Raw genomic sequence first — 21,543 nt, forward strand, 5'->3', positions numbered from 1 at the left:
GCGGAGGCGAAGCAAGCACCGCAGGCGCGAGTGAAACGAGCGACGAGGAGCGCAGCGAGCGTGCGCCCGCCTCGCGGCTGGGGCTTTGGAGGTGGTCGCCGCGTCAGTAGCAGCAACGATGTACAGCCGCGCGGCCGGGAGTTTTGAAGCGGTTGGCCGCGTCATCAGCGGCAGCGATTTATAAATAACCGATAGCGAACGGAGGACCGTTTTATAAGTCAGTCGTCGTCGCTCACGATCCCCTCCGCGACGGCCATGTCGTCGACGGTCGGGTCGTCCTCGGAGCGCCGGAGGACGAACCGCTTCCGGACCACGTCGGCGGCGTAGACGACGGTCCCCAGGATGAGCAGCGTGTCACCGGGGAGCCGCGCCCAGAACAGCGTCTGGACGAGCGACCCCTCGTAGAACGCGAGGCTCCGGGCCGCCGCGTAGCTCCCGGTGAACGCGGCGTCGAGTTGGAGGAATCCGACCGGGAGCACGGAGACGAACACCATCAGCGCGAGCCCGACGTTCCAGAGCCAGAACGACGCGCGGAGCCACGAGCCGTCCCAGCGCTCGGGGTCGATCGACAGCTGGAGCATGTACGCGACCATCCCCAGCGCGAGGAACCCGAACGCGCCGAACATCGCGGCGTGGGCGTGGCCGACGGTGAGGTAGGTGCCGTGCTCGTAGTAGTTGACGAGCGGGAGGTTGATGAAGAAGCCGAGCACGCCGGCGCCGACGAAGTTCCACACCCCGCTGGCGACGATGAACATGAAGGGGAGCTTGTAAGGGAACCCGCCGGAGCTCGTCATCGCCCGGTACTGGCCGATCGCCTCGTAGAGGATGAAGATCAGCGGGAGCAGCTCCAGCGTCGAGAAGACGCTCCCGATCGGCACCCAGTAGTCCGGCATCCCGATCCACCAGTAGTGGTGGGAGACGCCGATGACGCCGGTCCCCATCACCAGGAGCGCCTGCAGCATGACGGCCTTCTCGGCGCTGCGCCGCGTGAGGAGGTTCATCGAGACGAGGGTGAGCCCGATGATCGCGACGATGAAGAACTCGAAGGCGCCCTCGACCCACATGTGGACGACCCACCACCGCCAGAACTCCGTGACGGCGATGTTCGTCGACGGGGTAAAGAAGAAGCCGGCGACGAACAGCAGGGTGATCGAGCCGCCCGCGTAGAGGATCATGTGCGCGAGTCCGTAGATCGGCTCGCGGTCGAGCAGGGGCTTGAGCCCCCGGACCGCGAGGACCGCCCAGAGGATGAACCCGGCGAGCAGGCCGCCCTGCCACACCTTCCCGACCTCGAGGTACTCAAGCCCCTCGTTGCCGAGGAGCCACCAGAGCTCGCCGGGGAGGTAGCCGTTCGCGCCGAGCCAGATGCCGCCCATCCCGCCGACGACCACGACGACGAGCGCGCCGAGCAGGACGTTGACGTACCGCGCCTGGTTCCGCGGCTCGTGGCCGGTCAGGAGCGGCGGAAGGAACAGCCCGGCGCCGAGCCACGTCGACGCGATCCACAGGATTCCGAGGTCGATGTGCCACGTCTTCGCGATGGCGAAGGGGAGCAGCTGGAGGATGTGGACGCCGAACACCTCCTCGATCCCGAAGAAGCCGGCGCGTTCGATGTAGAAGTGCGCCAGTAACCCGCCCAGCAACACCTGCGCGAGGAACAGCCCGGCGGCGACTGGGATGAACCGGAGCGCCGCGCGCTGGCTCGGGAAGACGCTCACGTCGCCCGGCTCCGGGACGGTGATCCCCTCTGCCGACGGCTCCGGGAGCGTCACCGACTTGTAGAGGAGGATGGCGCCCCCGGCCGCGCCGACGAGCAGCACCATCGAGATCACGCTCCAGATCATCGCGGCGCCGGTGGCGTCGTTGCCGGCGGCCGGCGAGTAGGGCCACTCGTTGGTGTAGGAGTTGTCGGAGCCGGGCCGATCGGTGTGCGAGAACCACGCGGTCCACAGCGCGAAGTCGGCGAAGTCCTCGGCCTCGCCGGAGGACTCGATCATCCCCTCGGGCACGCCCCGGTCGTGGTCACCCCCGTGGTAGCGCTCGACGTACGTCTCGGTCACCCGCTCGTGGGCGTAGGCCTCGGCGGCGGAGTACTCGATCGCCCCGCCGTCGTGGGGGCTATCGAGGTCCTCGCGGACAGTCGCCGCGACCGCGGCCTGCTCCGGCCCGGAGAGCGAGTCGTAGCTCGCCCCGTGCTCCTGTTGCGCGTAGTACTCGCGCATGTGCTCGGCCTTTAAATCGAGCGTGTCGGCGGTGTAGTCCTCGCCGTAGTACGCCCCGTTGCCGAGGATCGACCCGTGGTTCATCAGTCCGTACTGCTGGAACGCCGCCTTTCCGTCCTGGATCGAGTCGCCGGTCGCGATCGTCTCGCCGTCGGGCCCGACGACCTCGTCCGGAATGGGCGGCGCTTCCTGATACGCGAACCACGCCCCGGCGCCCATCACGACTAGGTTGAGCAGGAACGCCGCGACGATGACCTTCGCGATCGTCTTGCGTGTGAGTTCCATCGGTGGGGGCTTGTCCCCGGTCATCCTATCCGTTTAGCGGCAACATGTTCGGGCGCCGTTCCCACGTTTCGGTACACCCTCCGCGGTCGCCTTCGGGACACTCGCCGCGGGCCCGAGCGGCACCCTCCGCGGTCGCCGCGACAGCGACGCTCGCCGCGCCTGCCGGTCTCGAAGGCGACACGCGAATATGTTCGTGAAGTCGCTTACGCCCCGGAGAACCGTACGATCGGGCATGCCACCGAGTCAGCCGGCGGCGGAGGGCGCCGTCGAGGACGCGTCGGACTCCGAGAGCGACGCCGACGCGGCGAGGCCGACCGATCCCGAGGCGGAGACGACCGTCACCGTGCGCTGTACCGGACACGTCCGCACGGAGCTCGGCGAGTACGAGTTCGAGTATACGTTCGCGGGCGACACCCTCCGCGAGTTCCTCGACGAGCTGTTCGAGGAGTACCCGGAGCTCCAAGAGATGCTCATCGCCGAGAAGGAGGCGGACGCGACGCACAGCGGTTGGGCGCCGACGCCGGAGGAGCTTCCCGGCACGTGGACGAAGAACCCGGTCGGCGAGCAGACCATCGCGTACGCCCGGATCCTCGTGAACGGCCACTTCAACGAGAACGAGAACGGCTTCGACACGAAGCTGGAGGAGGGCGACCGCGTCGCCCTCGTCTATCCGTTCATGTTCTGCTGTTAGTGGGTCTTATAAACCGAACCGGCCCCTGTCGCTCGCGGAGTGCTCGCGACAGCATGCGGAGGAAGGGATTCGAACCTCACTCACTCCGCTCGCTGCGCGCGACCTCTCTGGTCCGAATCCTTCCTTATCGAAATCCTGCGGCTCGCGAACTGCTCGCCGCAGGAGTGCGGGGGAAGGGATTCGAACCTCACTCACTCCGCTCGCTGCGCTCGCTCCGTTCCCTGCTTCGAATCCCTTCGATCCGAGCCGCGGCGCTCACGATGTGTGAGCGCCGCAGGAGTGCGGGGGAAGGGATTCGAACCCTCGAACCTCTACAGGAGCGGATCTTAAGTCCGCCGCTTTTGGCCAGGCTCAGCCACCCCCGCCCGGATTTCGGTTCCGGCGGCGGGGTGAAACGCCTTTCGGATGTGCGCCGCCGCCGGGCGTCGACCGAACACCCCCGGGCTACCAGTCGACGGAGAGCGTCCCGTCCCCGTGCGGGTCGGGCGCGATCTCCTTATCGGTGCGCCGGTCGACGACGTGAATGACCCCCTGGTCCTTCTTCGCGGGACAGACCTCGGCGGCCCGCACGTTCTCCGGCAGTTCGTCCTCGCCGATGTAGTACGACCGCGGCTTCGCCATCCCGCTCTGGATGTCCATCTCCCAGTTGTCGCCGACCTCGGCGCACTTCCCGGCCCCGAAGCACTTGTTCGCCTCGAAGACGATCTTGTACGGCTTCTCCTCGACCGGCGGCCCCTCGCCGCCGATGTCGCTCGCGCGCAACACCTCGTCGTCGGCGTCCGCCTCCTCGCTCATGTCTTACCCTCGGCGACCGCGGGACTTTCGTCTGTCGGTCCCGACGAGTGCGGGCCGTCCCGCCGGCCCGGGCCGGTCGGCGGCTCGGAACGCCTCGCCGACTCACTCCTCGACGTGCTCCGCGAGCAGTCGCTCCGCGTGCTCGGCCGAGTCCGCGAGCTCCCACCGCACCCGCTCCGCGTCGCCGTACGCCAGCGCTTCCTTCAGCTCGTCCCGGAGGACCCCCGTGCCGAACCCGACCGTGTCGCCGTCGGCGTCGCCCAGCTCGTACAGCCCGTACCGACTCGGCGCGCTCCCGACCGTCGAGCGATCGAGGTCGCGCCAGGGCTTCGCGAGGCTCATCGGGTCAGAGCCGAAGACGTCGCAATCGGGGCCGTACTCATCGGTGCGCGTCGAGGCCGTCCTCGGGGCCCTCGACGATCTCGAAGCTCCCCTCGGTCCAGCCGTCCTCGACGAAGACGAACACGCGGCCGCCGGCGATCTCGGGGTCCGCGACCACCTCGTTGCGCTGATCGGTCCGGCCGACGATCACGCCGGGGAACACCTCCTCCCGCTCTCCCTCCTCGACCATGACGCGACCGACGCCGGAGTCCTCCAGGATCTCGTCGTCGGTGTTGTAGTCGTTGACGTACGTCATCACGCCCTCGGTCTCCGTCGGGTCGGTGACGAGCACGTGGGTCTCCTTGCCGGGACCGGCGGTCACCGACCCCTCGACCGCGTCCGGGGCGCCGCGGTAGAGGGTCGTCCGGCCGTCGAGGTACTCGACGACGACTCCCTCCTCGCGGAGGTCGATCCCGATCGACGTCGGCGGGACGTCGCTGCGTGAAGGCGCTGACATACGCGTCGCTCGGGCCGCCCGCCTCAAAAGGGGCGCGCTCGGCGGCGGCCGGACGGTCCGCGGCGACGCGCGGCGCCGCCCTCAGTCGCGAGAATCGGGCATGGCACATTTAAGTCCCCGCCGACGGGAGGGTATCCCATGCAACGGACGCGACGGGGGCTGTTGGGCGCCGGCGTCGGGCTCGCCGCCGGGGCGGCGGGGTGTCTCGGCGTGCAGGGCGTCGAGTATCCCGACGCGGCCCCGGACGAGGGCCCTCCGGACGCGGGCGGCGACGGGAGCGACGGGGACGACGGCGACGAGAACGGAGACGAGCTCGATGACCCCGATCCGGTCCTGAACGAGCCGCTCGCGACCGCGACCCGGAACGTCGTCGACGACGCCGTCTGGTTCGCGACCGAGTACCCCGACGCGGTCGCGACCTACCGGGACGCGATCGCCGACGTGGTCGCCGAGATCGACGCCGTCAGGGCGGAGGCCGACGAGAGCGGCGCGGTGACCCTCGCGATGGCCGACCGGCTGGACGCCGCCGGACGCGACGCCGCAGAGCGCGCCGGCGACGCGCTGGAGCCGCACTTCTACCCGGAGGCACTGATCCGCGGGCGGGCGCGGCGCCACGTCGAGGAGCTCCGGACGGTCGCCCCCCGGAACGACGTGGACCGGTTCCTAGAGGAGCTCGACCGCATGCGCCGCGGGTTCGCCGGGATCGGCACCGCGACCTACGTCGCGGAGGCGTTCTCCCGGGACCCGATCCACAACCGCCTGCTCGACCGGCTGCTGTACCCCCTGCCGGAGGGCGACGACCGCCGGCGGAGGGTCCGAGGGGGGGCGTTCGTCGAGGTCGCGCTCGCGAGCCGCGGGTTCGCGGCGTTCGCGCACGAGCCGTACGACGACGACCGGTTCGACCGCTCCCGAATCCCGCAGATCTACGGGGGCGCCTTCGGTCCGGACCGCCGCGAGGAGCTCCGCGCCCGGTTGGGGCCGGTCCCCCGTCCCGCGGACCGGACCGAGGAGCTGTTCGTCGCGTTCGCGACCCGCCCGCCAGCGGGCAACCGCCCGAGCGAGACGTTCGAGGGATGGGCCCACGAGCTCGACGGGACGCCGCTGTACGTGCAGCGCTACCCGGACGGCGAGACGGCGAGCGATCGGCTGGCGTCGGTCCTCGACGACGCGTCGACGGAGGGGCGCGCGCCGATCGACCCCGACGCGACCGCCGCGGGGTCGGACTTCTCCGGGAACGAGTCGAGCGATGGCGACGCCGACGGCTCGACCGACGACGGCCCCGCTCGCTGGTACCGGCTCTACCACGACGAGGCCGAGGGCGAGCGCTACGGCTTCGACGAGCACGCCGGGATCCAGTACGGCTACGTCGTGCGGGCCGGCGAGTTCCTTCTCGCGACCGGGTTCTCCGGGGACGCGTGGGAGGAACGCACCGGGTGGCAGGGCCGACTGGCCGACGGATGGGTGGTGGCCTGATGAACGCGAACGGCGTCGGTCTCACGGCGGCGGTGTTCGCGGTGGTCGGCGTCGGCGTCGGCCTCGTCGCCGCAGTGGGAACGGGCTGGGCCGAGACCGCGCTCGCGACCGCCGCGACCGGCGAGACCGCGCGGTTCGGCCCGGTGTTCGTCGCGCAGTCGTACCTCGCAGTCACGGCCACTGCCCTGGTCGGCGCGCCGCTCCTCGCGGGCGTGCTCGGCGTGCTCTTCGGGTCGCGGGCGTACGACGTGCAGGAGGCGGCCGCCACCTCCGGGATCGGCGGCGGGATCGGCGCGCTCGTCTACGGAATCGTCGTTGTCGTGCTCGTCGTCGCCTCGCAGGGCGAGGCCGCGACGCAGGCGCACGGGATCGCCGACGCGTTCGGACCGCTCCTCACGACCGCGGTCGTCGCCGCCGTCGTCGGCGCGGCGACCGGCGCGCTCGGGTCGGTGACGGGGTGACCGACGTGAGCCGGAGCCCACCTTTAGGTCGCGCGGCGCCGAGGAGGAGTCCATGAGGCGCTCGCTCTCCCGGCGGCGGCTGCTCGCCGCGGCCGCCCCCGGCCTGCTCGCCGGCTGTCTCGTGGAGTCCGACGAGAGCGCGGCCGGAAGCGGGGCCGGCGGTGAGAGCGAGGACGTCGACGGTCCCGAAGCCGAGGAGTCCGCGGGGGGCGAGGCGCCCGCAGAGAGCGAGGAGTCTGCGGGAGGCGAGGCGTCGGGAGACGACTCGACGACCGACGAGGCGACCGCCGAACAGACCGACGACGAGCCGGCCCCCGACGAGGTCGGGCCGGACGGCGCCGGGCTCGTCGTCACGAGCGTCGACGTGCGCGACGTGACCGACGACGGGTACGAGACGACCGTCGACGCGCGGCTCGCCGTCGAGAACAGGGGACGGTTCACCTACGGGACGGTCGAGCTCCGCGTCGACGCGTACCCGGCGCCTCCGAACTCAACGAAGGGCGACTCGGTCGGCTTCTCCTACGTCACCAGGCGGTTCACGTCCGGGAACCGGTTCGACGACGGGACGCGTCGCTTCGACGTCTCGATCACGTTCCGGAGCCGAGAGACAAACGTCCCGGCCGACGTGGACTGGTACGAGGTCGACGCCGCGGTTCGAACGGCCGATCCGGTTTAAATATCGGTCCCTCGGCCGGTCGCCGCGCGCGGGCCGTGGCGCCGAGGGTCTCGCCGTGATCGCCCCGAGGGTCTCACCGTGATCGCTCCGAGAGTCTCGCCGTGATCGCTACCTCTTTGTCCGCGCTCGCGAGCCGTGAGTGCATGGAGGGACGGGCGGCCGCGCTCGGCGCCGGCACCGTGTTGAACGCGCTCGCGACGGGCACCGGCGCGGCCTTCGGCATCGACGTCGAGACGCGCGCGAGCGTCTCTCTCGACCCGGCCGCCGAGGGCGTGGACGGGACCATCGCCGAGGACCCCGACGCCGACACCACCCTGATCGAGCGCTGCGTCGCGCTCGCGACCGACCGGTGGGGCGACGGCGAGGGCGGCACCGTCCGGACCGACAGCGACGTGCCGCTCGCGGCGGGGCTCAAGAGCTCCAGCGCGGCCGCCAACGCGACCGTGCTGGCGACCTGCGACGCGCTGGGACTGACGGTGGGCGACGAGGCGGGCGGCGCCGACGACACCGCCCACGCCGCGGGCTCGTCCGTCGACGTCACGCGACTGGAGGCCTGCCGGCTCGGCGTGCGGGCGGCCCGCGAGGCGGGCGTGACGGTCACGGGCGCGTTCGACGACGCCACCGCCTCGATGCTCGGCGGGGTGACCGTCACCGACAACGCGAGCGACGAGCTGCGGTCGCGCGAGGCCGTCGACTGGGACGTTCTCGTCTGGACGCCGCCCGAGCGCGCCTACAGCGCGGACGCGGACGTGGCCCGCTGCGAGGCCGTCGCGCCGATGGCGGACCTGGTCGCCGACCTCGCGCTGGACGGCCGGTACGCCGAGGCGATGACCGTCAACGGGCTCGCCTTCTCGGCCGCGCTCGGCTTCGACGCCGACCCCGCGGTCGAGGCGATGCCGCGCGCGACCGGGGTGTCGCTGTCGGGCACCGGCCCGAGCGTCGTCGCGGTCGCGGACCCGACCGACCCCGAGACCGACCTCGACGCGGTCGCCGACGCGTGGGGCGACCGGCCCGGAACGCTGCGACGAACGACCACCCGAAACGACGGCGCGACCGTCGAATGAGCACACTACCGACCTATGAGTGACACACCGAACACGGAGGACCGGAGCCTCGACGAACTGCGACGCGAGATCGAGGACATCGACCGAGAGATCGTCGAGTTGATCGCCCGCCGGACGTACGTCGCCGACACCGTGGCGGCCGTGAAAGAGGAGCGCGACCTCCCGACGACCGACGAGGGCCAGGAGGAGCGCGTCATGGAGCGCGCCGGCGAGAACGCCGAGCGCTTCGACGTCGACGCCAACCTCGTGAAGGCGATCTTCCGGCTGCTGATCGAGCTGAACAAGGTGGAGCAGCGGGAGAATCGCTGAACTGCGACGGCCTAGTTCACGCTCCTCGAGAGCTCGGCTCCGGCCTTGAACTTCACCTCGTTCGACGCGCTCTCCGCACTCACCAGGTGAAGCGCCGGCGCATCTAACGGGCAGTGCGTCACCACGACTTCGCCGCCAGCCTCACCGGTCTCTCCGCAGGAATCGCCGTCTCCCCGAGAGGAACCGTCGTCGCCCCAACAGTACACTTCCCCGCCGGCAGCCTCCGAAAGCGTCCCGGCCTCGACCATCTCGTCGACGGTCCCCGACGCTATCCGCGCCCGCCGCCGGGCCCGTTCACCCGATAGCGACCGCGACACCAGATCCTCGTACCCGTCGCCACCGGTGTCGGCGGCATCCGACCAGCAGAAATACAGCGGGAATCGGTATCGGGATTCGTGGCGGCAACCCGTTCGGAAACGGGTCCCAGTCGTCTCATTCCCGACCGTCTTTCGGCGGCCGCTCGGACAGCCGGTCGAACCGGTCTTGGGCGGCCTCGGAACGGGACTCGGTGAGGTCGGGGTCGTACGTCGCGGTCGCGATCGACCCGTCCTCGATCCGCACGTCCAAGATCGCGTCCGCGTGCCGGCCCTCGTCAGGCAGCCGGTCGGCGTCGAGGACGGCGTCGCCCACGTCGTCGCCGTCGCGCTCGAAGAAGACGGTCGCGAGCCCGTCTTCGATCGCGTCGACGACCGCCGTGTACGTCCCGTCGGCGAGATCGATCCGGCTCATTCGTACGACTCCGTTAGCACGCGGTCCCCGGTAGCGTTTTCGACGATCACCGTGTCGCCGCCGTTGTTCCAGACCGGCGAGCCGGCGCCCCAGTAGAGCTCGTCTCCGGTGTCGGTGCCGCTCCCCGTCCTGAGCGTCAGCGTCTCGTCGGGGGCGAGCGTCACGCCGTCCGGGACCGTGTACCGCTTCCCGGCCTCGTCCTCGACGGCCCACCCCGACAGGTCGAGCGTCTCCGTCCCCGCGTTCTCGAAGACGACGTACTCGTCGTTGAGGTTCTCCCGGTCGTCGCCCTCGGCGTCGGCGTGGATCGTCGCGACCGCGAGCGTGCCGTTCGATTCCCCCGCCGTCTCGTCGTCGCCGTCCGAGCCGTCACCGTCCGAGCCGTCGCTGCCCGAGTCATCTGTGCCGTCGCCGCCGTCGGTGACGGCGACGGCTCCGTCACCGGTTACCTGTGCCCGTTCCACCGCGTCGCCGCTCGTCCCGGGGTCGACCGGGTCGCCGTCGCGGAGCGACTGCGGCTCCGTCGGCGCCTCCCGCTGCGTTCGTATCGAGACGTTCGTCCCGTCGCTGACGAAGACGACGTCGCCGTGCGTCGCCGTCCAGTACGTCGGCACCGACCGGTCGCCGAGGCGCCGGAGGACCTCCTCGTGCGGGTGCCCGTACTGGGAGTCGTAGGCGCTCGAGACGACCGCGACCTCCGGGTCGACCGCGTCGAGGAACGCCTCGCTCGAGGAGCTGCTCGACCCGTGGTGTCCCGCCTTCATAACCGTCGCCCGGAGCTCCTCGCCGTACGTCTCGACGAGGTACGTCTCCTGGTCGTCCTCGGCGTCGCCGGACAGCATGAAGCTCGTCTCGCCGTGCGTGAGTTTGAGGACGATGCTGTTCTCGTTGCGGGCCTCGTTCTCGAGGTACGGCTCGGGGGGACCGAGCACGTCGACGGTGACCTCGCCGAAGTCGATCGCGTCGCCCTCCCGCGTCTCGTACAGCGTCACGTCGTGCTCCTCGACCGCGTCGAGGTACTCGCCGTACGTCTGGGTGCTCGCCGCGATCCCCGGGTCGTAGACGGCGCCGACCCCGTCGGCCTCGGTCTCGTAGTAGTCGATGATCGCCGCGTTCCCGCCGATGTGGTCCGCGTCGTTGTGCGAGGTCACGAGGCGGTCGATCCGCTCGACGCCGTGGGTCCGGAGGTACTCGAGGACGTGTTCCCCGTCGTCGTTGTAGTGGCCCGTGTCGACGAGCATCGTCTCGCCGTCCGGCCCGACGACGAGCGTGCTCACGGACTGCCCGACGTTGATGTAGTGGACTTCGAGGGAGCCGTTCGCCGTCGCGACGTCCGACCCGTCGCCAGACGCCGGATCGGTGGCCGTCGGATCGCCGAACGACGCGCCCGCACACCCGGCGAGAGCGACGACGAGCACCACGAGGAGGACGCGGGAGAGCGCCCGAGAACGTGTCATTACGCCCCATGCGTGACGTCGGCTTGTAAAGCTGATCGAAGGTGAAACGAATCCGTTACGTCGCCCGGTGAGACCGACGGGCCGAGACCGACGGCCGAACGCCGTCTCTCCCCGCGGCTCGAACCGGGCGTCCGCGAGGGGCGTCCGCGTGGGGATTTTTGTCCGCGCGCTCCCGAGTCTGAGACGACATGCCACGAGAGCTGGTCTCCCATCGCGACGGTCACGTCTACGAGTTCGCACCGGAGATGGAGCCCGTCTACGAGGCCGCGGACGGCGAGTCGCTCACGATCGAGACGATCGACAGCCTGAACGGGGCGATCCAGACCGACGACGACCTCCTCGACGCCATCCCCGAGGAGGTGAACGCGGCGACCGGTCCGATCGCCGTCGAGGGGGCCAGCCCCGGCGACGTGCTCGCGGTCGAGATCGAGGCGGTCCGCGTCACCGAGGACGTCGGGCGAGTTCTCACGGCGCCCGGATTCGGGCTCCTGCAGGACGACCCGGAGATCGAACACCCGGCGACGCGGGTCACCGAGGTCGACGCCGAGGGCACCGGAAGTGAAGGCGGCGCAGGCGAGAGCGGCGGGGGCGGCGCGAGCGGCGGGTCGGTCGAGTTCGAGGGGATCGACGTTCCGATCGACCCCGTGATCGGGACGATCGGCGTCGCCACCGCGGAGGAGTCGGTGTCGACGCTCACGCCCGACGACCACGGCGGCAACCTCGACACGACCGACATGACTGCCGGGACGACCGCGTACTTCCCCGTGTTTCAGGAGGGCGCGATGCTCGCGATGGGCGACTCGAAGGCCGCGATGGCCGACGGCGAGATGTGCGGGACCGGCGCCGAGATCGGCACCGAGATCGACGTGACGGTCTCGGTGGTCGAAGACCCCGCGGTCGGGCTCGACCGCCCGCTCGTCGACACCGGCGACGCGGTCAAGACCGTCGCGAGCGCCGGGACGATGGAGGAGGCCGTCGAGCTCGCGAACCGCGACGTCGTGCGGCTGCTGGCGCACGACCACGGCTTCTCTAGGACCGAGGCGTACCTGTTCTCCAGTCTCGTCGGCGGGCTGGAGATCAGTCAGGTTGTCGACCCACAGGTGACCGCGCGGAACGCGGTCCCGAGCGAGTACCTCGCCCTCCCGTTCTGACCGGTCACTCGTCGCCGGTGCGACCGCGCTCCGCGAGGCGCCGCGCGGCGTCGCTCAGTGCGCTCGTCGGTCGATCTGCGCCCTCTTCGGCCTCGGGGGGCTCGCCGTCGCCGTCCGTGTCGACGATAGCGCCGTCGCCGTCCGTGTCGTCGACAGCACCGTCGCCGTCCGCGTTGTCGATAGCGCCGTCGCCGGATGCGACGCCGACCTCGGTCGGGTCAGCGTCGGGCGGGTAGCTCCTTTCTGCCGGGGGGACGAAGGCGGTCTCGACGGCGCGGACTATCTCCCGGACGCTCTCCTCGTCGAGCCGGTCGGCGTACGCCTCGCGGATCAGGTCTGGGACGGCGTAGGCGTAGTGTCCGCGTCCGGCGTGTCGGATGAGTCCCGCCCGTCGAATCGGTCGATGACGGCTGTAGGCGTGCCCCGAGTCGCCGTCGCCGCCGGCGTCGATGTGGGCGGCGACGGGGTCGCTGACGCCCTCGCGGCGGTAGTGGCGGAGCATCCCCCGCGACAGCTCCGGGAGGGCCTCGATCCGGCCGCGGAGCTCCTCGATCACCGCCTCGCGGGTGCCGAGTTCGACGGCGTCGTCGAAGCGGAGCGCGCTCTCGGCGACGTCAGCGCGCGTCACGGGCTCGACGTCGTCCTCGGGCGGCGCCTCGGCGTCCTCGGGGTCGCCGTCGGCGGTGTCGGCCTCACCGGTGTCGTCGGTGACGTCTTCGGCGCCGACGGCGGCGTCAACGGGGGCGGCGTCGGCGTCCGATTCCCCGCCGCCGTCTCTGGTCGCGGCGACCGCCTCGTCGTACGACTTGAGCACGGACTGGTCGTCGTCCTCGCCGTTTCCGCGGTCGCCGGCCACGGACCGCCCACCGTCGACCGGGGAGTGCCCGCTCCCGCCGCGGTAGGGCGCCTCGGCCTTCCCGAGGAGCGCCTGCGCGAACTGGTCGGCCATGTTGCTCAGGTCGCGGGCCTCCTCCAGCTCGCGCTCGAGGTCGGCGATCCGCTGGTCCTTCTTGTCGAGCTTCTGTCTGAGGTCGGCGATCTCGGACTCGCGGCGCTCCGTCTCGTCGGAGATGGACTGGAGCTCGCCGACGAGGTCGCTGGAGACCGACTTGAGCTCCGGGCGCTCGAAGTCGTCGAGGCCGGGGGTCGCGCCCGCGTCGAACGTCTCCTTGCGGTGGAACTGGATGCGGCGGATCGACTCGTCCCAGTCGGTCATCAGGAACGCCTCGCCGTCGCCCAGATCCTCGACCGCGCTCGAGTATTTGGAGCCGAGTATCCGCCCGACCACCTTCGTGTCGTTGTCCCAAGTGAGCCGGTGCCAGCAGAGCCAGTCGCACTGTGTGATGAAGTCCTTCTTGACGTCGGCCGGGCGCTGGCTGATCCCGACGATGCCGAGGCCGTGCTTCCGCCCGCGCTTGCCGACCTTGATCAGCATCTTCCCCGTCTCGTCCATCCCGCCGCCCTCGGGGATGTACTCGTGGCACTCCTCGACGACGAGGAGGAAGGGCTTCTTCATGCGCTTCTCCTTCGCGAACAGCTGCTTGACGACTTCGAGGAGGAGCTCGTTGGCGGTCTCCTCCTCCAAGTAGCCGGAGACGTCGAGGATGATCGGGACGTTCTGTTCTAAGGCGAGGTTCGCGAGCTTCTCGGCGTGCTCCGGGGAGACGACGATGTCGCACTCGTCGTCGGCGCCGGCGTGGAGAATTTCATACTCTTCCTTAAGTCCGTAATATTCCCCGTCAGTGTCCACGATCATGACAGGAAATCCGTTAGATAGCAGATTTTCAATCACGACGGACGCGGTGTTACTCTTGCCGGACCCGCTTTTGCCCGTTATAAAAGACCGGCCGGTGAGCACGTCGACCACCGGGAGTTCGACCGGAGCGCCGGGTTCCGCCGTCGCGTCGCCGCCGATCCCCTCGCTGACGTCCGCGACGTGGATCGTCTCCTCCTCGCTCATACCCGTGAGAGGTGGCGCCCGCCTCATAAACCATCGCCTCGGTCGTCGGCCGGTCGCCTCGTCCCTCGACCGGTCGCGTCGGTCGTGGATGGCTCGTACTTCGAGGTCCGCAAAACGTATGCCGCCGCCGGGAGTCGGACAGCGCATGGACACCGAAAACACCCTCCTCAACGCGGTGGTCGGCGCTATCGCGTCGGCCCTCCTCTCGTTCACCGGTATCTCACCCCTCCTCGGCGGCGCGGTCGCCGGGTATTTAAACGGCGACGACGGGCTGCGGGTCGGCGCGCTCTCCGGCGCGATCGCGTCGATCCCGATCGTCGGGCTGCTGTTGCTCGTGCTGGTCGTTTTCCCGCTTTTGGGGTTCTTCGCGTTCCCGGCCGAGATCGGGATCGCAGCCGGGGGGATCTTCCTCCTCGGGGCGATCGCCGTGCTGGGCGGCGTCGCCTACACCGTCGTGTTGAGCGCGCTCGGCGGAGTACTGGGCGTGTACGTAAAAGACGAACTGTAAGTCGGTCGCTGTTATGAGTGGTCGAGCTCGGATCCGCTGAGAACACCTCCGAAGCCCCAGCCGCTTACTTATAAATAGTCGCTAGCGAACCGGCGACAAACACCTCCGAAGCCCCAGCCGCGAGGACAGCGCACGCTCGCTGTCGTTCGAAAGGCGCTCTGCGCCTTTCGTGATGACGAGACGCCAAAGGCGTCTCGAACCACGCTCCTCACTCGGTCGCTCACTCCGTTCGCTCCCTCGTTCCGGTGCTTACGTCGTCATCAGAACGCGAAGCGTTCTGATTGGCTCACGAGAGCAAAGCTCTCGTGAACGCTTGCGCTGTCCTCGCGGCTGCCCCTTCGAGTCCCGCCCCGCACCGCCCAGCACAGCACCTCACGCCTCCCCAGCCTCGTCGGCGGTCCTCCGCTTCGCTCCGGACCGCCGACTCCCTCGCGCGAGCTGACTCGCGGCCGCCGGTGGCGGCCGCTCGCAGGCACGCGCCACCGCACTGTCTATTATAAAGAAGGTGTGCGAGAATCACCCGCTACGCCGAGAGTGGACGACTTAGTGCTCGCCGCCGGTCCCGCGCCGGTCGGAGTCGAGGTCGATGTCGAGGTCGTCGAGCAGTTCCTCGGCCTCCGCGCGCTTCTCCTGGTGGTCCTCGAGGAACTCCCGCATCAGCTCGGCGGCCTGCTCCTTGCAGCCGCCGCAGAGGCGCTCGCCGTTGACGCACTCGGAGTAGACGGTCCTCGTCAGCTCGTCGTCGTCGCCCGCGAGCAGGTAGGCGTACAGCTCGTAGACGGGGCACTCGTCGGCCTCGCCGCCGAGCTCGCGCTGCTTCTCGGCGGTGTCGCGGCCGCCCGTGGTCGCCGCCTTCACCTTGTCGTAGCCGTCCGCGGGGTCGTCGAGCAGCGAGATGTGGCTCGCCGGGATCGACGAGGACATCTTCCCGCCGGTGAGCCCGGTCATGAACCGGTGGTAGATCGAGGAGGGCTGCCGGAAGCCGAACCCGTCGTGGTCGATCTCGACCTCGCGGGCGACCGACTCGGCCTCGCCGCGGGTGAGGTCGAAGGCGTCGACGTGCCCCTCGAACACGCGCTTCTCGCCGTCGACCGCCTCGATCAGGGCCTCGAACGCCTCGTCGGTGGCGTTGCGGTCGAAGAACCGCACGCGGGGGCGGAGCGGCTCCTTCCCGCCCGCCCGGAGCTTCTCGAGGGCGGTCGACTTGGCGGCCGCGAGGTCGGGGGCGTCGTCGGTGTCCTCCTCGGCGTCGTCCGCCCCCGACTCCGGCGGCTCGTAGTCGGCGAGCCACTCGGCGGCGTCTTCACAGCGCACGTCGGTGTCGGCGTCGTCGACCTCGCCGCCGTCGTCCCCCGCGCTCCCGGCCGCGAGCGCGTCGTAGGCGGCCCGAACGAGCTTTCGCTCGTCGTCGTCGAGCTCGAAGCTCGCGAACGCCTCGGTCACCTTGAAGTAGCGCACGCGGGTCGCCAGGTCGCGGGTCAGCCGGACGTGCGGGTCCTGGTCCGGACCGACCGGGATGACGGTCGGCTTCGGCTCGTCGACGAGCTGCGGGTAGAGGATGTCCGCGGTCTGGGTCACGACGCTCTGCATGTGCGAGATGTTGGTCTCGCCGTCGAAGCCGTAGATCGCCTCGAACTCCGAGAAGTTCGCCTTCGAGCCCAGCTCGAAGCCGAGGTCCTGCACCGCCCGGTTGTCGGACTGCCGGTACAGCTCGCCGTCCTCGGCGTCGAAGCCGAGCGCGAGCAGGCTGAGGAGGTAGTTGCGCGCGTGCTCGTCGATCTCGTCCCACGACATCCCCCGGGCGGAGTGGGCCTCGAGGTCGGCGATCAGCCCGAAGGCGTCGCCGCCCTGCTGTTGGTGCCAGATGATCTCGTCGAAGACGAGCTTGTGGCCGATGTGGGGGTCGCCGGTGGGCATGAACCCGGAGAGCGCGGCGAACGGCTCGTCGTTCGCCATCGCCTCGGCGACGGCGTCGTACTCGCGGTGCCCGAAGATGACACCGCGGCGCATCAGGTAGTGCGGGTCGGCAACGTCGTCGGCCACGTCGTCGAACGCCTCGATGCCGAACTCCTCGAAGAGGTCCGCGTAGTCGCCGACCGACGCCGACCCCCACGGGTCGAGCGCGACGTCCTCTGTCGGTCCGTCCGCGCGCTCCGTCCCGCCGTCGGTGCGGGACGATCCCGGGGTCTCGTCGCGGGGACCGCCCGCCGCCGACCCCGTCTCCTCGGGGGTGTCCTCGTCCATACGTCTCCTCCCGTCGGTCGACGCAAAAACCGTTCGCTTGCGCGTCAGGACGTGGCATACGAAGGTGGAGACGCGGATGGTGGTGAGACCGGCGTCGCAGATGTGGTCGCACTCAGTTCGGTCGTTTGTTTGTAAACGGTTGACTCCGTATTGTCGGTGGACACCGCCGAAGCCCCAGCCGCGACGGCTCGCGCGGCTCGCTACGGTCCTCGGTCACTCGCTTCGCTCGTTCCCTGCGGTCCTTGCGTCGCCGTGCGTCGCCCTCGCGGCTGCCCCTTCGAGTCCCGCCCCGCACAGCGACCGCATCCTCACGCCTCCCCAGCCTCGTCGGTCGCCCTCCGCGTCGCTCCGGGCGACCGACTCCCTCGCACGCGCTCCTCACGGCCGTTTATAAACGGCCGCTCGGAGGCGCGCGCCGCCGCGGTATGGATTTATAAATACGTGTCGCGGTCGCGACGCTCACTCGTCGTCGGAATCGCGCCCGGTCACCTTCCGGATGCAGGAGGAGCCGAACGGACCGAGCTCGCCGGCGTCGAGTTTCACGAAGTGGCCGGTCGTGATGCCGGTCCCGCACCGGCGACACTCGAACTCGCCCTCCCGCTGGACGACTTGGCTGTCGTAGTTGACGTAGGTGCCGCCGCGCTGGACTCTGAGACGTGCGTCCTCGCGTTCGATGACGCCGCGCTTCTCGGCGGCGTCGAGGATCTCCCGGGTGAGCGCGGGGCTCGTCGTCACCGTCTCGATCCGGTCGATCGCGTCCGGCAGCGGGAGCTCCTCGTGCTCGAGGTGCGCGAGCAGCTCGACGCCGAGCTCCAGCTTCTCCTCCCGGGACGCCGGCTCGTTCACGCCCGGCGAAACGACTCGGACCCTCTTAAGTCGGCCGGGAGACGGCGGGGCGAGTGCGGAGCGGGGGGCGCCGGCCGCCCTGCCGCCGTTGGCCCGCGATGTAGTAAGACAGTTACCACGCGGGGCGCTGGAGGGCGTATGGACGTACTGGAGGTCGCGGCGCGGGCGACCGAGACGGGGCCGGTGTGCGACGCCTGTCTCGGCCGGCTCGTCGCCGACCGGAGCTTCGGGCTGTCGAACGCCGAGCGCGGCTCGGCGCTGCGCGTCTCGATCGCGCTGCGCGACGACGAGGACCACGAGCCGGTCGAGACCGCGGACTGCTGGGTCTGTGAGGGACGCTGCACCGAGTTCGACGAGTGGGCCGAGCGCGCCGCCGAGGCGATCGAGGGGATCGAGTTTTCCACCTACAACGTCGGCACCCGCCCCCCGCCGCTGATCGAGGAGAACGAGGCGCTGCTCCGCGCTGACGCCGGCCTCGACGAGGACGCGGGCGAGCCGTTCAAGTCGGAGTTCAACCGCGAGGTCGGCAAGCGGTTCGGTCGGCTCACGGGCGCGGAGGTCTCCTTCGACCGGCCCGACGTGCAGTTCACGATCGACCTCGCGGAGGACGCGCTCGACGCGAAGGTGAACTCGGCGTTCGTCTACGGGCGCTACCGGAAGCTGGAGCGCGACATCCCCCAAACCGAGTGGCCCTGCCGCGAGTGCAAGGGCTCCGGCCGGCAGGGCGCGGACCCCTGCGACCACTGCGGCGGCTCCGGCTACCTCTACGACGACAGCGTCGAGGAGTACACCGCGCCGATCGTCGAGGACGTGATGGACGGCACGGAGGCGACGTTCCACGGCGCGGGCCGCGAGGACGTCGACGCGCTGATGCTCGGCACCGGCCGCCCCTTCGTGGTCGAGGTCGAGGAGCCGCGGCGGCGCCGGGTCGACGTCGAGCGCCTCCAGAGCGACATCAACGCCTTCGCCGACGGCGCCGTCGAGGTCGAGGGGCTCCGACTCGCGACGTACGACATGGTCGAGCGCGTGAAGGAGCTCGACGCCGCCAAGCGCTACCGCGCGCAGGTGACCTTCGACGCCGACGTCGACGCCGACGCGCTGGCCGCCGCGGTCGACGAGCTGGAGGGGACGACCGTCGAGCAGTACACCCCGAACCGGGTAGACCACCGGCGCGCGAGCATCACCCGCGAGCGCGACGTGTACGAGGCGACCGCTGAGCTCGACGACGCGCGCCACGCGACCGTCGAGATCCACGGCGCCGGCGGGCTCTACATCAAGGAGCTGATCTCCGGGGACGAGGGCCGGACCGAGCCGAGCCTGGCCGGGCTCCTCGGGGTCGGCGCCGCGGTGACCGCGCTCGATGTCGTCGCCGTCGAGGGCGAAGAGGAGCCGTTCGAGCACGCCGAGTTCTTCCGGGACTGACGCCGCTCGCGGCGACCGGGGCGGCTGAGCGGCGCGGACCAACGGGATTTATCGGACGCGCGTCAGACAGTAGGGGTATGCACGGGAGCGACGCGGACGAGGCGAGCGCCGAGTCGCCGGTGGCCGACGACCGGATCGGGAACCGGATCGGCGAGCCCGTCGTCGAGCCGGCCGTCAGGGAGGCGGCCGAGTCGACCGAGACGGCGGCACACGCCCGTCTGAAGGGAGTCGACCGGGCGACGCGCCCGGATCGGGTGTCTTCGATCCTGGTTGCGGTGGGCGCCGGTCCCCACACCGGGGCGACCGTCGACGTGGCCCGCGAGATCGCCGACGCGACCGGCTCGTGGCTCGAACTGTTCCACGTCGTCCCCTCCGACGAGGCGCTCGTGGACGGGGACGCGACGGCGGTCGACGACGCCGACAGCGACGAGTACGCCGCCGCCGGCGACCGCCTCCTCTCGGCCGCCCGCGACCGCCTCGGCGGCTTCGACCGGGTTGACCGCTGGCTCGTCGAGGACCGCACCGCGGCGGGGGCGATCGTCGAGCAGTCCCCGTACTACGACCTCGTGGTCGTCGGCGCCCCCACGACCGGCACCGTCGGGCGGTTCGTGTTCGGCTCCACGACCGACACCGTGATCGACGACGCCGAGGTCCCGGTGGTCGTCGTCGAGGCGGACGGGGCGACCGCGCTCGACGTCGCGTAGGCCGGGGCGGATTCGCGCTTCCGGTTTAAAAATAATATATAAAAGTAAAGTGGCCATGCCACGGAGCCACCGGTATGGCCGACGAAGCGATCGACGACGTGGACAGGGCGATCCTGTACGCGTTACAGGAAGACGCGCGGAACACCTCGTCCGGTGACATCGCCGAGCGGGCCGGGACCTCGGACAGCACCGTCCGCAAGCGCATCCAGCGCCTCGAGTCCGACGGGGTGATCAAGGGGTACAGCGCCGAGGTCGACTACCAGCGGTCGGGGTACCCGCTCCGGATGCTGCTCTACTGCACCGCGTCGATACCCGAGCGCGGCGAGCTGCTGCCGGAGATTCTCGAGGTCGACGGCGTCGTCTCGGTCCAGGAGCTGGTCACCGGCGAGCAGAACCTCCTCGTGACGGTCGTCGGCGAGTCGGACGACGACATCACGCCCGTGGCACAGGAGCTACTCGACATGGGGCTCACCGTCGCCGACGAGGTCCTCGTGCGGAGCCACGAGACGACGCCGTTCGGGACGTTCGACGCCGAGACCGACTCCTAATCCGCGATCAGTTTAAAATCCGGGTTAAATAACGACGCGGTCGACGTCGAGCGCGCTCGCGCGACGGACGACGGCTCGCACCGGGTCCTCGGTGTCGACCAGGTTGTCCGAGCCGCCGTCGATGACGACGAGCGCCGCCCGGCGACCGGGCTCGATGACGCCGCAGTCGAGCCCCGCGATCTCGGCGCCGGCGGCGGTCGCCATCCGGAGGACTTCCCGGTCGGTCACGTCGAACCGCTTCGCCGCGTTCGCCATCTCGCGGAACATCGACGGGGAGTTCAGCATGACGTTGTCCGTGCCGAGCGCGACCGTCGCGTGATCGAGCAGCTCTCGGATCGGCGGGTCGCCGACGCCGAGAACGGTGTTCGCACGGGGGCAGACGGCGATCGGCACCGACTGCTCAGCGACGCGGTCGAGGTGCTCTCGCTCCGCGTGCACCATGTGGACGAGCAGGTCCGGCTCCAGGTCGAGCGCCGGGTGGATGTCGGTCGCGTCCGGCTCGCCGGCGTGGATGGCGAAGGGGACGCCCCGCTCCGCGCAGGCGGCGCGCTCCGCGTCGAACGCGTCGTCGTTCGCGCCGGACGCGCCGTATCCGTCGGCGACATCGAGGACGGCGGGGTCACCGCTCCCGAAGACGAACGGGTCGACGTCGAGGGGCGCCGCCGCCTCGCGGAGCGCCCGCGCCCCGGGCACCCCGTTCTCGCGGAAGTCCAGACAGGAGACCGTCCCCGTCCGCCGCATGTATCGGAGCGTCCGGCGCATCGCCGACACGAGCTCGGCGCGGTCGGCGGCCGCGAGCCGCCGGTGTTTCAGGCTCTCCGGCGGGGCCACCGCCTCGTCGAGCGACAGCCCGACGGCCGCCTCCTTCGCGACGGAGTCACCCAGGTGCGTGTGCGCGTTGACGAACGCGGGCGCGATGATGTCGGTCGACCCCGTTTCGACCTCCTCGACGGCCTCGATCCGGCCGTCCTCGACAACGACGCGGCCGCGAGTCGGCTCGAACGACTCCCCGGCGAGGACGGTCCCCGTTATCTCCTCCATACCGACAGTGCGGATCGGAGAACGATATGGTTTTCTGAACGCGGATCGCGAACGAACCGTGAACGAGGTCGACGAACGGGAGCGGATCAGTCGCGGCGGCGAGACTGCGACGGCCGGTC

22 protein-coding genes and 1 tRNA gene are annotated in these 21,543 nt (G+C 70.2%); 11 read left to right on the top strand and 12 right to left on the bottom strand.

Annotated features, from left to right (window positions below):
• Positions 1-218 precede the first annotated feature (218 nt).
• The gene (locus B4V06_RS14655; protein WP_498170390.1) at positions 219-2,507 is read right to left on the bottom strand and encodes a nitric-oxide reductase large subunit; all 2,289 of its coding nucleotides are present in this window, start codon (positions 2,505-2,507) and stop codon (positions 219-221) included.
• 232 nt (positions 2,508-2,739) lie between these two features.
• Between B4V06_RS14655 and B4V06_RS14660 the strand changes: the two genes are divergently transcribed.
• Positions 2,740-3,198, top strand: coding sequence for a MoaD/ThiS family protein (locus B4V06_RS14660; protein ID WP_498170392.1), 459 nt, complete (start codon positions 2,740-2,742; stop codon positions 3,196-3,198).
• Positions 3,199-3,478: 280 nt separating this feature from the next.
• Here the strand turns inward: B4V06_RS14660 and B4V06_RS14665 are convergent.
• From B4V06_RS14665 to B4V06_RS14680, 4 genes are all read right to left on the bottom strand, one after another.
• A tRNA-Leu gene (locus B4V06_RS14665) sits at positions 3,479-3,563 on the bottom strand.
• A gap of 79 nt (positions 3,564-3,642) precedes the next feature.
• Positions 3,643-3,993 (bottom strand): ferredoxin, encoded by a 351-nt coding sequence (locus tag B4V06_RS14670; RefSeq protein ID WP_498170394.1) that lies wholly within the window; start codon positions 3,991-3,993, stop codon positions 3,643-3,645.
• A gap of 102 nt (positions 3,994-4,095) precedes the next feature.
• On the bottom strand, positions 4,096-4,335 hold the full coding sequence (locus B4V06_RS14675; RefSeq protein WP_498170396.1) for a DUF7508 domain-containing protein: 240 nt from the start codon (positions 4,333-4,335) through the stop codon (positions 4,096-4,098).
• Positions 4,336-4,372: 37 nt separating this feature from the next.
• Complete coding sequence (locus B4V06_RS14680) at positions 4,373-4,831, bottom strand: DUF5796 family protein (protein ID WP_123112729.1); 459 nt, start codon at positions 4,829-4,831, stop codon at positions 4,373-4,375.
• A 138-nt stretch (positions 4,832-4,969) separates the two neighbouring features.
• Here B4V06_RS14680 and B4V06_RS14685 point away from each other — a divergent pair, with 138 nt between their 5' ends.
• From B4V06_RS14685 to B4V06_RS14705, 5 genes are all read left to right on the top strand, one after another.
• Complete coding sequence (locus B4V06_RS14685) at positions 4,970-6,304, top strand: hypothetical protein (RefSeq protein WP_123112730.1); 1,335 nt, start codon at positions 4,970-4,972, stop codon at positions 6,302-6,304.
• On the top strand, positions 6,304-6,765 hold the full coding sequence (locus B4V06_RS14690) for a hypothetical protein (RefSeq protein WP_123112731.1): 462 nt from the start codon (positions 6,304-6,306) through the stop codon (positions 6,763-6,765). Before B4V06_RS14685 ends, B4V06_RS14690 begins: the two co-directional genes overlap by 1 nt.
• 52 nt (positions 6,766-6,817) lie before the next feature.
• Positions 6,818-7,441, top strand: a complete 624-nt coding sequence (locus tag B4V06_RS14695; RefSeq protein WP_498170397.1) for a hypothetical protein — start codon at positions 6,818-6,820, stop codon at positions 7,439-7,441.
• Positions 7,442-7,584: 143 nt separating this feature from the next.
• Positions 7,585-8,505 carry a shikimate kinase gene (locus tag B4V06_RS14700; protein ID WP_498170398.1) on the top strand — a complete coding sequence of 307 codons (921 nt, stop codon included), beginning with the start codon at positions 7,585-7,587 and terminating at the stop codon, positions 8,503-8,505.
• Positions 8,506-8,520: 15 nt separating this feature from the next.
• Entirely contained in the window at positions 8,521-8,814 is a 294-nt protein-coding gene (locus B4V06_RS14705; RefSeq protein WP_123112734.1) for a chorismate mutase, read from the top strand.
• An 11-nt stretch (positions 8,815-8,825) separates the two neighbouring features.
• On the opposite strand, the gene B4V06_RS14710 is transcribed toward B4V06_RS14705, so the two are convergent.
• From B4V06_RS14710 to B4V06_RS14720, 3 genes are all read right to left on the bottom strand, one after another.
• Positions 8,826-9,062 (bottom strand): hypothetical protein, encoded by a 237-nt coding sequence (locus B4V06_RS14710; protein WP_148041744.1) that lies wholly within the window; start codon positions 9,060-9,062, stop codon positions 8,826-8,828.
• Between the two features lie 184 nt (positions 9,063-9,246).
• Positions 9,247-9,543, bottom strand: coding sequence for a DUF3006 family protein (locus B4V06_RS14715; RefSeq protein ID WP_123112736.1), 297 nt, complete (start codon positions 9,541-9,543; stop codon positions 9,247-9,249).
• The gene (locus B4V06_RS14720) at positions 9,540-11,000 is read right to left on the bottom strand and encodes a lamin tail domain-containing protein (protein WP_498170400.1); all 1,461 of its coding nucleotides are present in this window, start codon (positions 10,998-11,000) and stop codon (positions 9,540-9,542) included. Before B4V06_RS14720 ends, B4V06_RS14715 begins: the two co-directional genes overlap by 4 nt.
• Before the next feature lie 188 nt (positions 11,001-11,188).
• On the opposite strand from B4V06_RS14720, the gene B4V06_RS14725 reads away from it, so the two are divergent.
• On the top strand, positions 11,189-12,151 hold the full coding sequence (locus tag B4V06_RS14725) for an acetamidase/formamidase family protein (protein ID WP_498170402.1): 963 nt from the start codon (positions 11,189-11,191) through the stop codon (positions 12,149-12,151).
• A 4-nt stretch (positions 12,152-12,155) separates the two neighbouring features.
• On the opposite strand, the gene B4V06_RS14730 is transcribed toward B4V06_RS14725, so the two are convergent.
• The gene (locus tag B4V06_RS14730) at positions 12,156-14,111 is read right to left on the bottom strand and encodes an ATP-binding protein (protein ID WP_498170404.1); all 1,956 of its coding nucleotides are present in this window, start codon (positions 14,109-14,111) and stop codon (positions 12,156-12,158) included.
• A gap of 145 nt (positions 14,112-14,256) precedes the next feature.
• Between B4V06_RS14730 and B4V06_RS14735 the strand changes: the two genes are divergently transcribed.
• A complete protein-coding gene (locus tag B4V06_RS14735) occupies positions 14,257-14,619 on the top strand; it encodes a DUF5518 domain-containing protein (protein WP_123112740.1) in 363 nt (120 codons plus the stop codon).
• Between the two features lie 543 nt (positions 14,620-15,162).
• Here B4V06_RS14735 and B4V06_RS14740 read toward each other — a convergent pair.
• Both B4V06_RS14740 and B4V06_RS14745 read right to left on the bottom strand, forming a co-directional pair.
• Positions 15,163-16,863 (bottom strand): tryptophan--tRNA ligase, encoded by a 1,701-nt coding sequence (locus B4V06_RS14740; RefSeq protein ID WP_498170407.1) that lies wholly within the window; start codon positions 16,861-16,863, stop codon positions 15,163-15,165.
• Between the two features lie 459 nt (positions 16,864-17,322).
• The gene (locus B4V06_RS14745; RefSeq protein ID WP_123112742.1) at positions 17,323-17,709 is read right to left on the bottom strand and encodes a DUF5830 family protein; all 387 of its coding nucleotides are present in this window, start codon (positions 17,707-17,709) and stop codon (positions 17,323-17,325) included.
• A gap of 138 nt (positions 17,710-17,847) precedes the next feature.
• On the opposite strand from B4V06_RS14745, the gene B4V06_RS14750 reads away from it, so the two are divergent.
• The 3 genes from B4V06_RS14750 (at position 17,848) to B4V06_RS14760 (ending at position 20,383) form a co-directional block, all read left to right on the top strand.
• Positions 17,848-19,131 (top strand): tRNA pseudouridine(54/55) synthase Pus10, encoded by a 1,284-nt coding sequence (locus B4V06_RS14750; protein WP_123112743.1) that lies wholly within the window; start codon positions 17,848-17,850, stop codon positions 19,129-19,131.
• A gap of 77 nt (positions 19,132-19,208) precedes the next feature.
• Complete coding sequence (locus B4V06_RS14755) at positions 19,209-19,835, top strand: universal stress protein (protein ID WP_123112744.1); 627 nt, start codon at positions 19,209-19,211, stop codon at positions 19,833-19,835.
• Positions 19,836-19,909: 74 nt separating this feature from the next.
• Positions 19,910-20,383 carry an Lrp/AsnC family transcriptional regulator gene (locus tag B4V06_RS14760; protein ID WP_123112745.1) on the top strand — a complete coding sequence of 158 codons (474 nt, stop codon included), beginning with the start codon at positions 19,910-19,912 and terminating at the stop codon, positions 20,381-20,383.
• Positions 20,384-20,407: 24 nt separating this feature from the next.
• On the opposite strand, the gene B4V06_RS14765 is transcribed toward B4V06_RS14760, so the two are convergent.
• Entirely contained in the window at positions 20,408-21,424 is a 1,017-nt protein-coding gene (locus B4V06_RS14765; RefSeq protein WP_498170411.1) for an amidohydrolase family protein, read from the bottom strand.
• Positions 21,425-21,543: the final 119 nt, after the last annotated feature.

This window comes from Halorubrum sp. B53 (genome assembly GCF_059752395.1).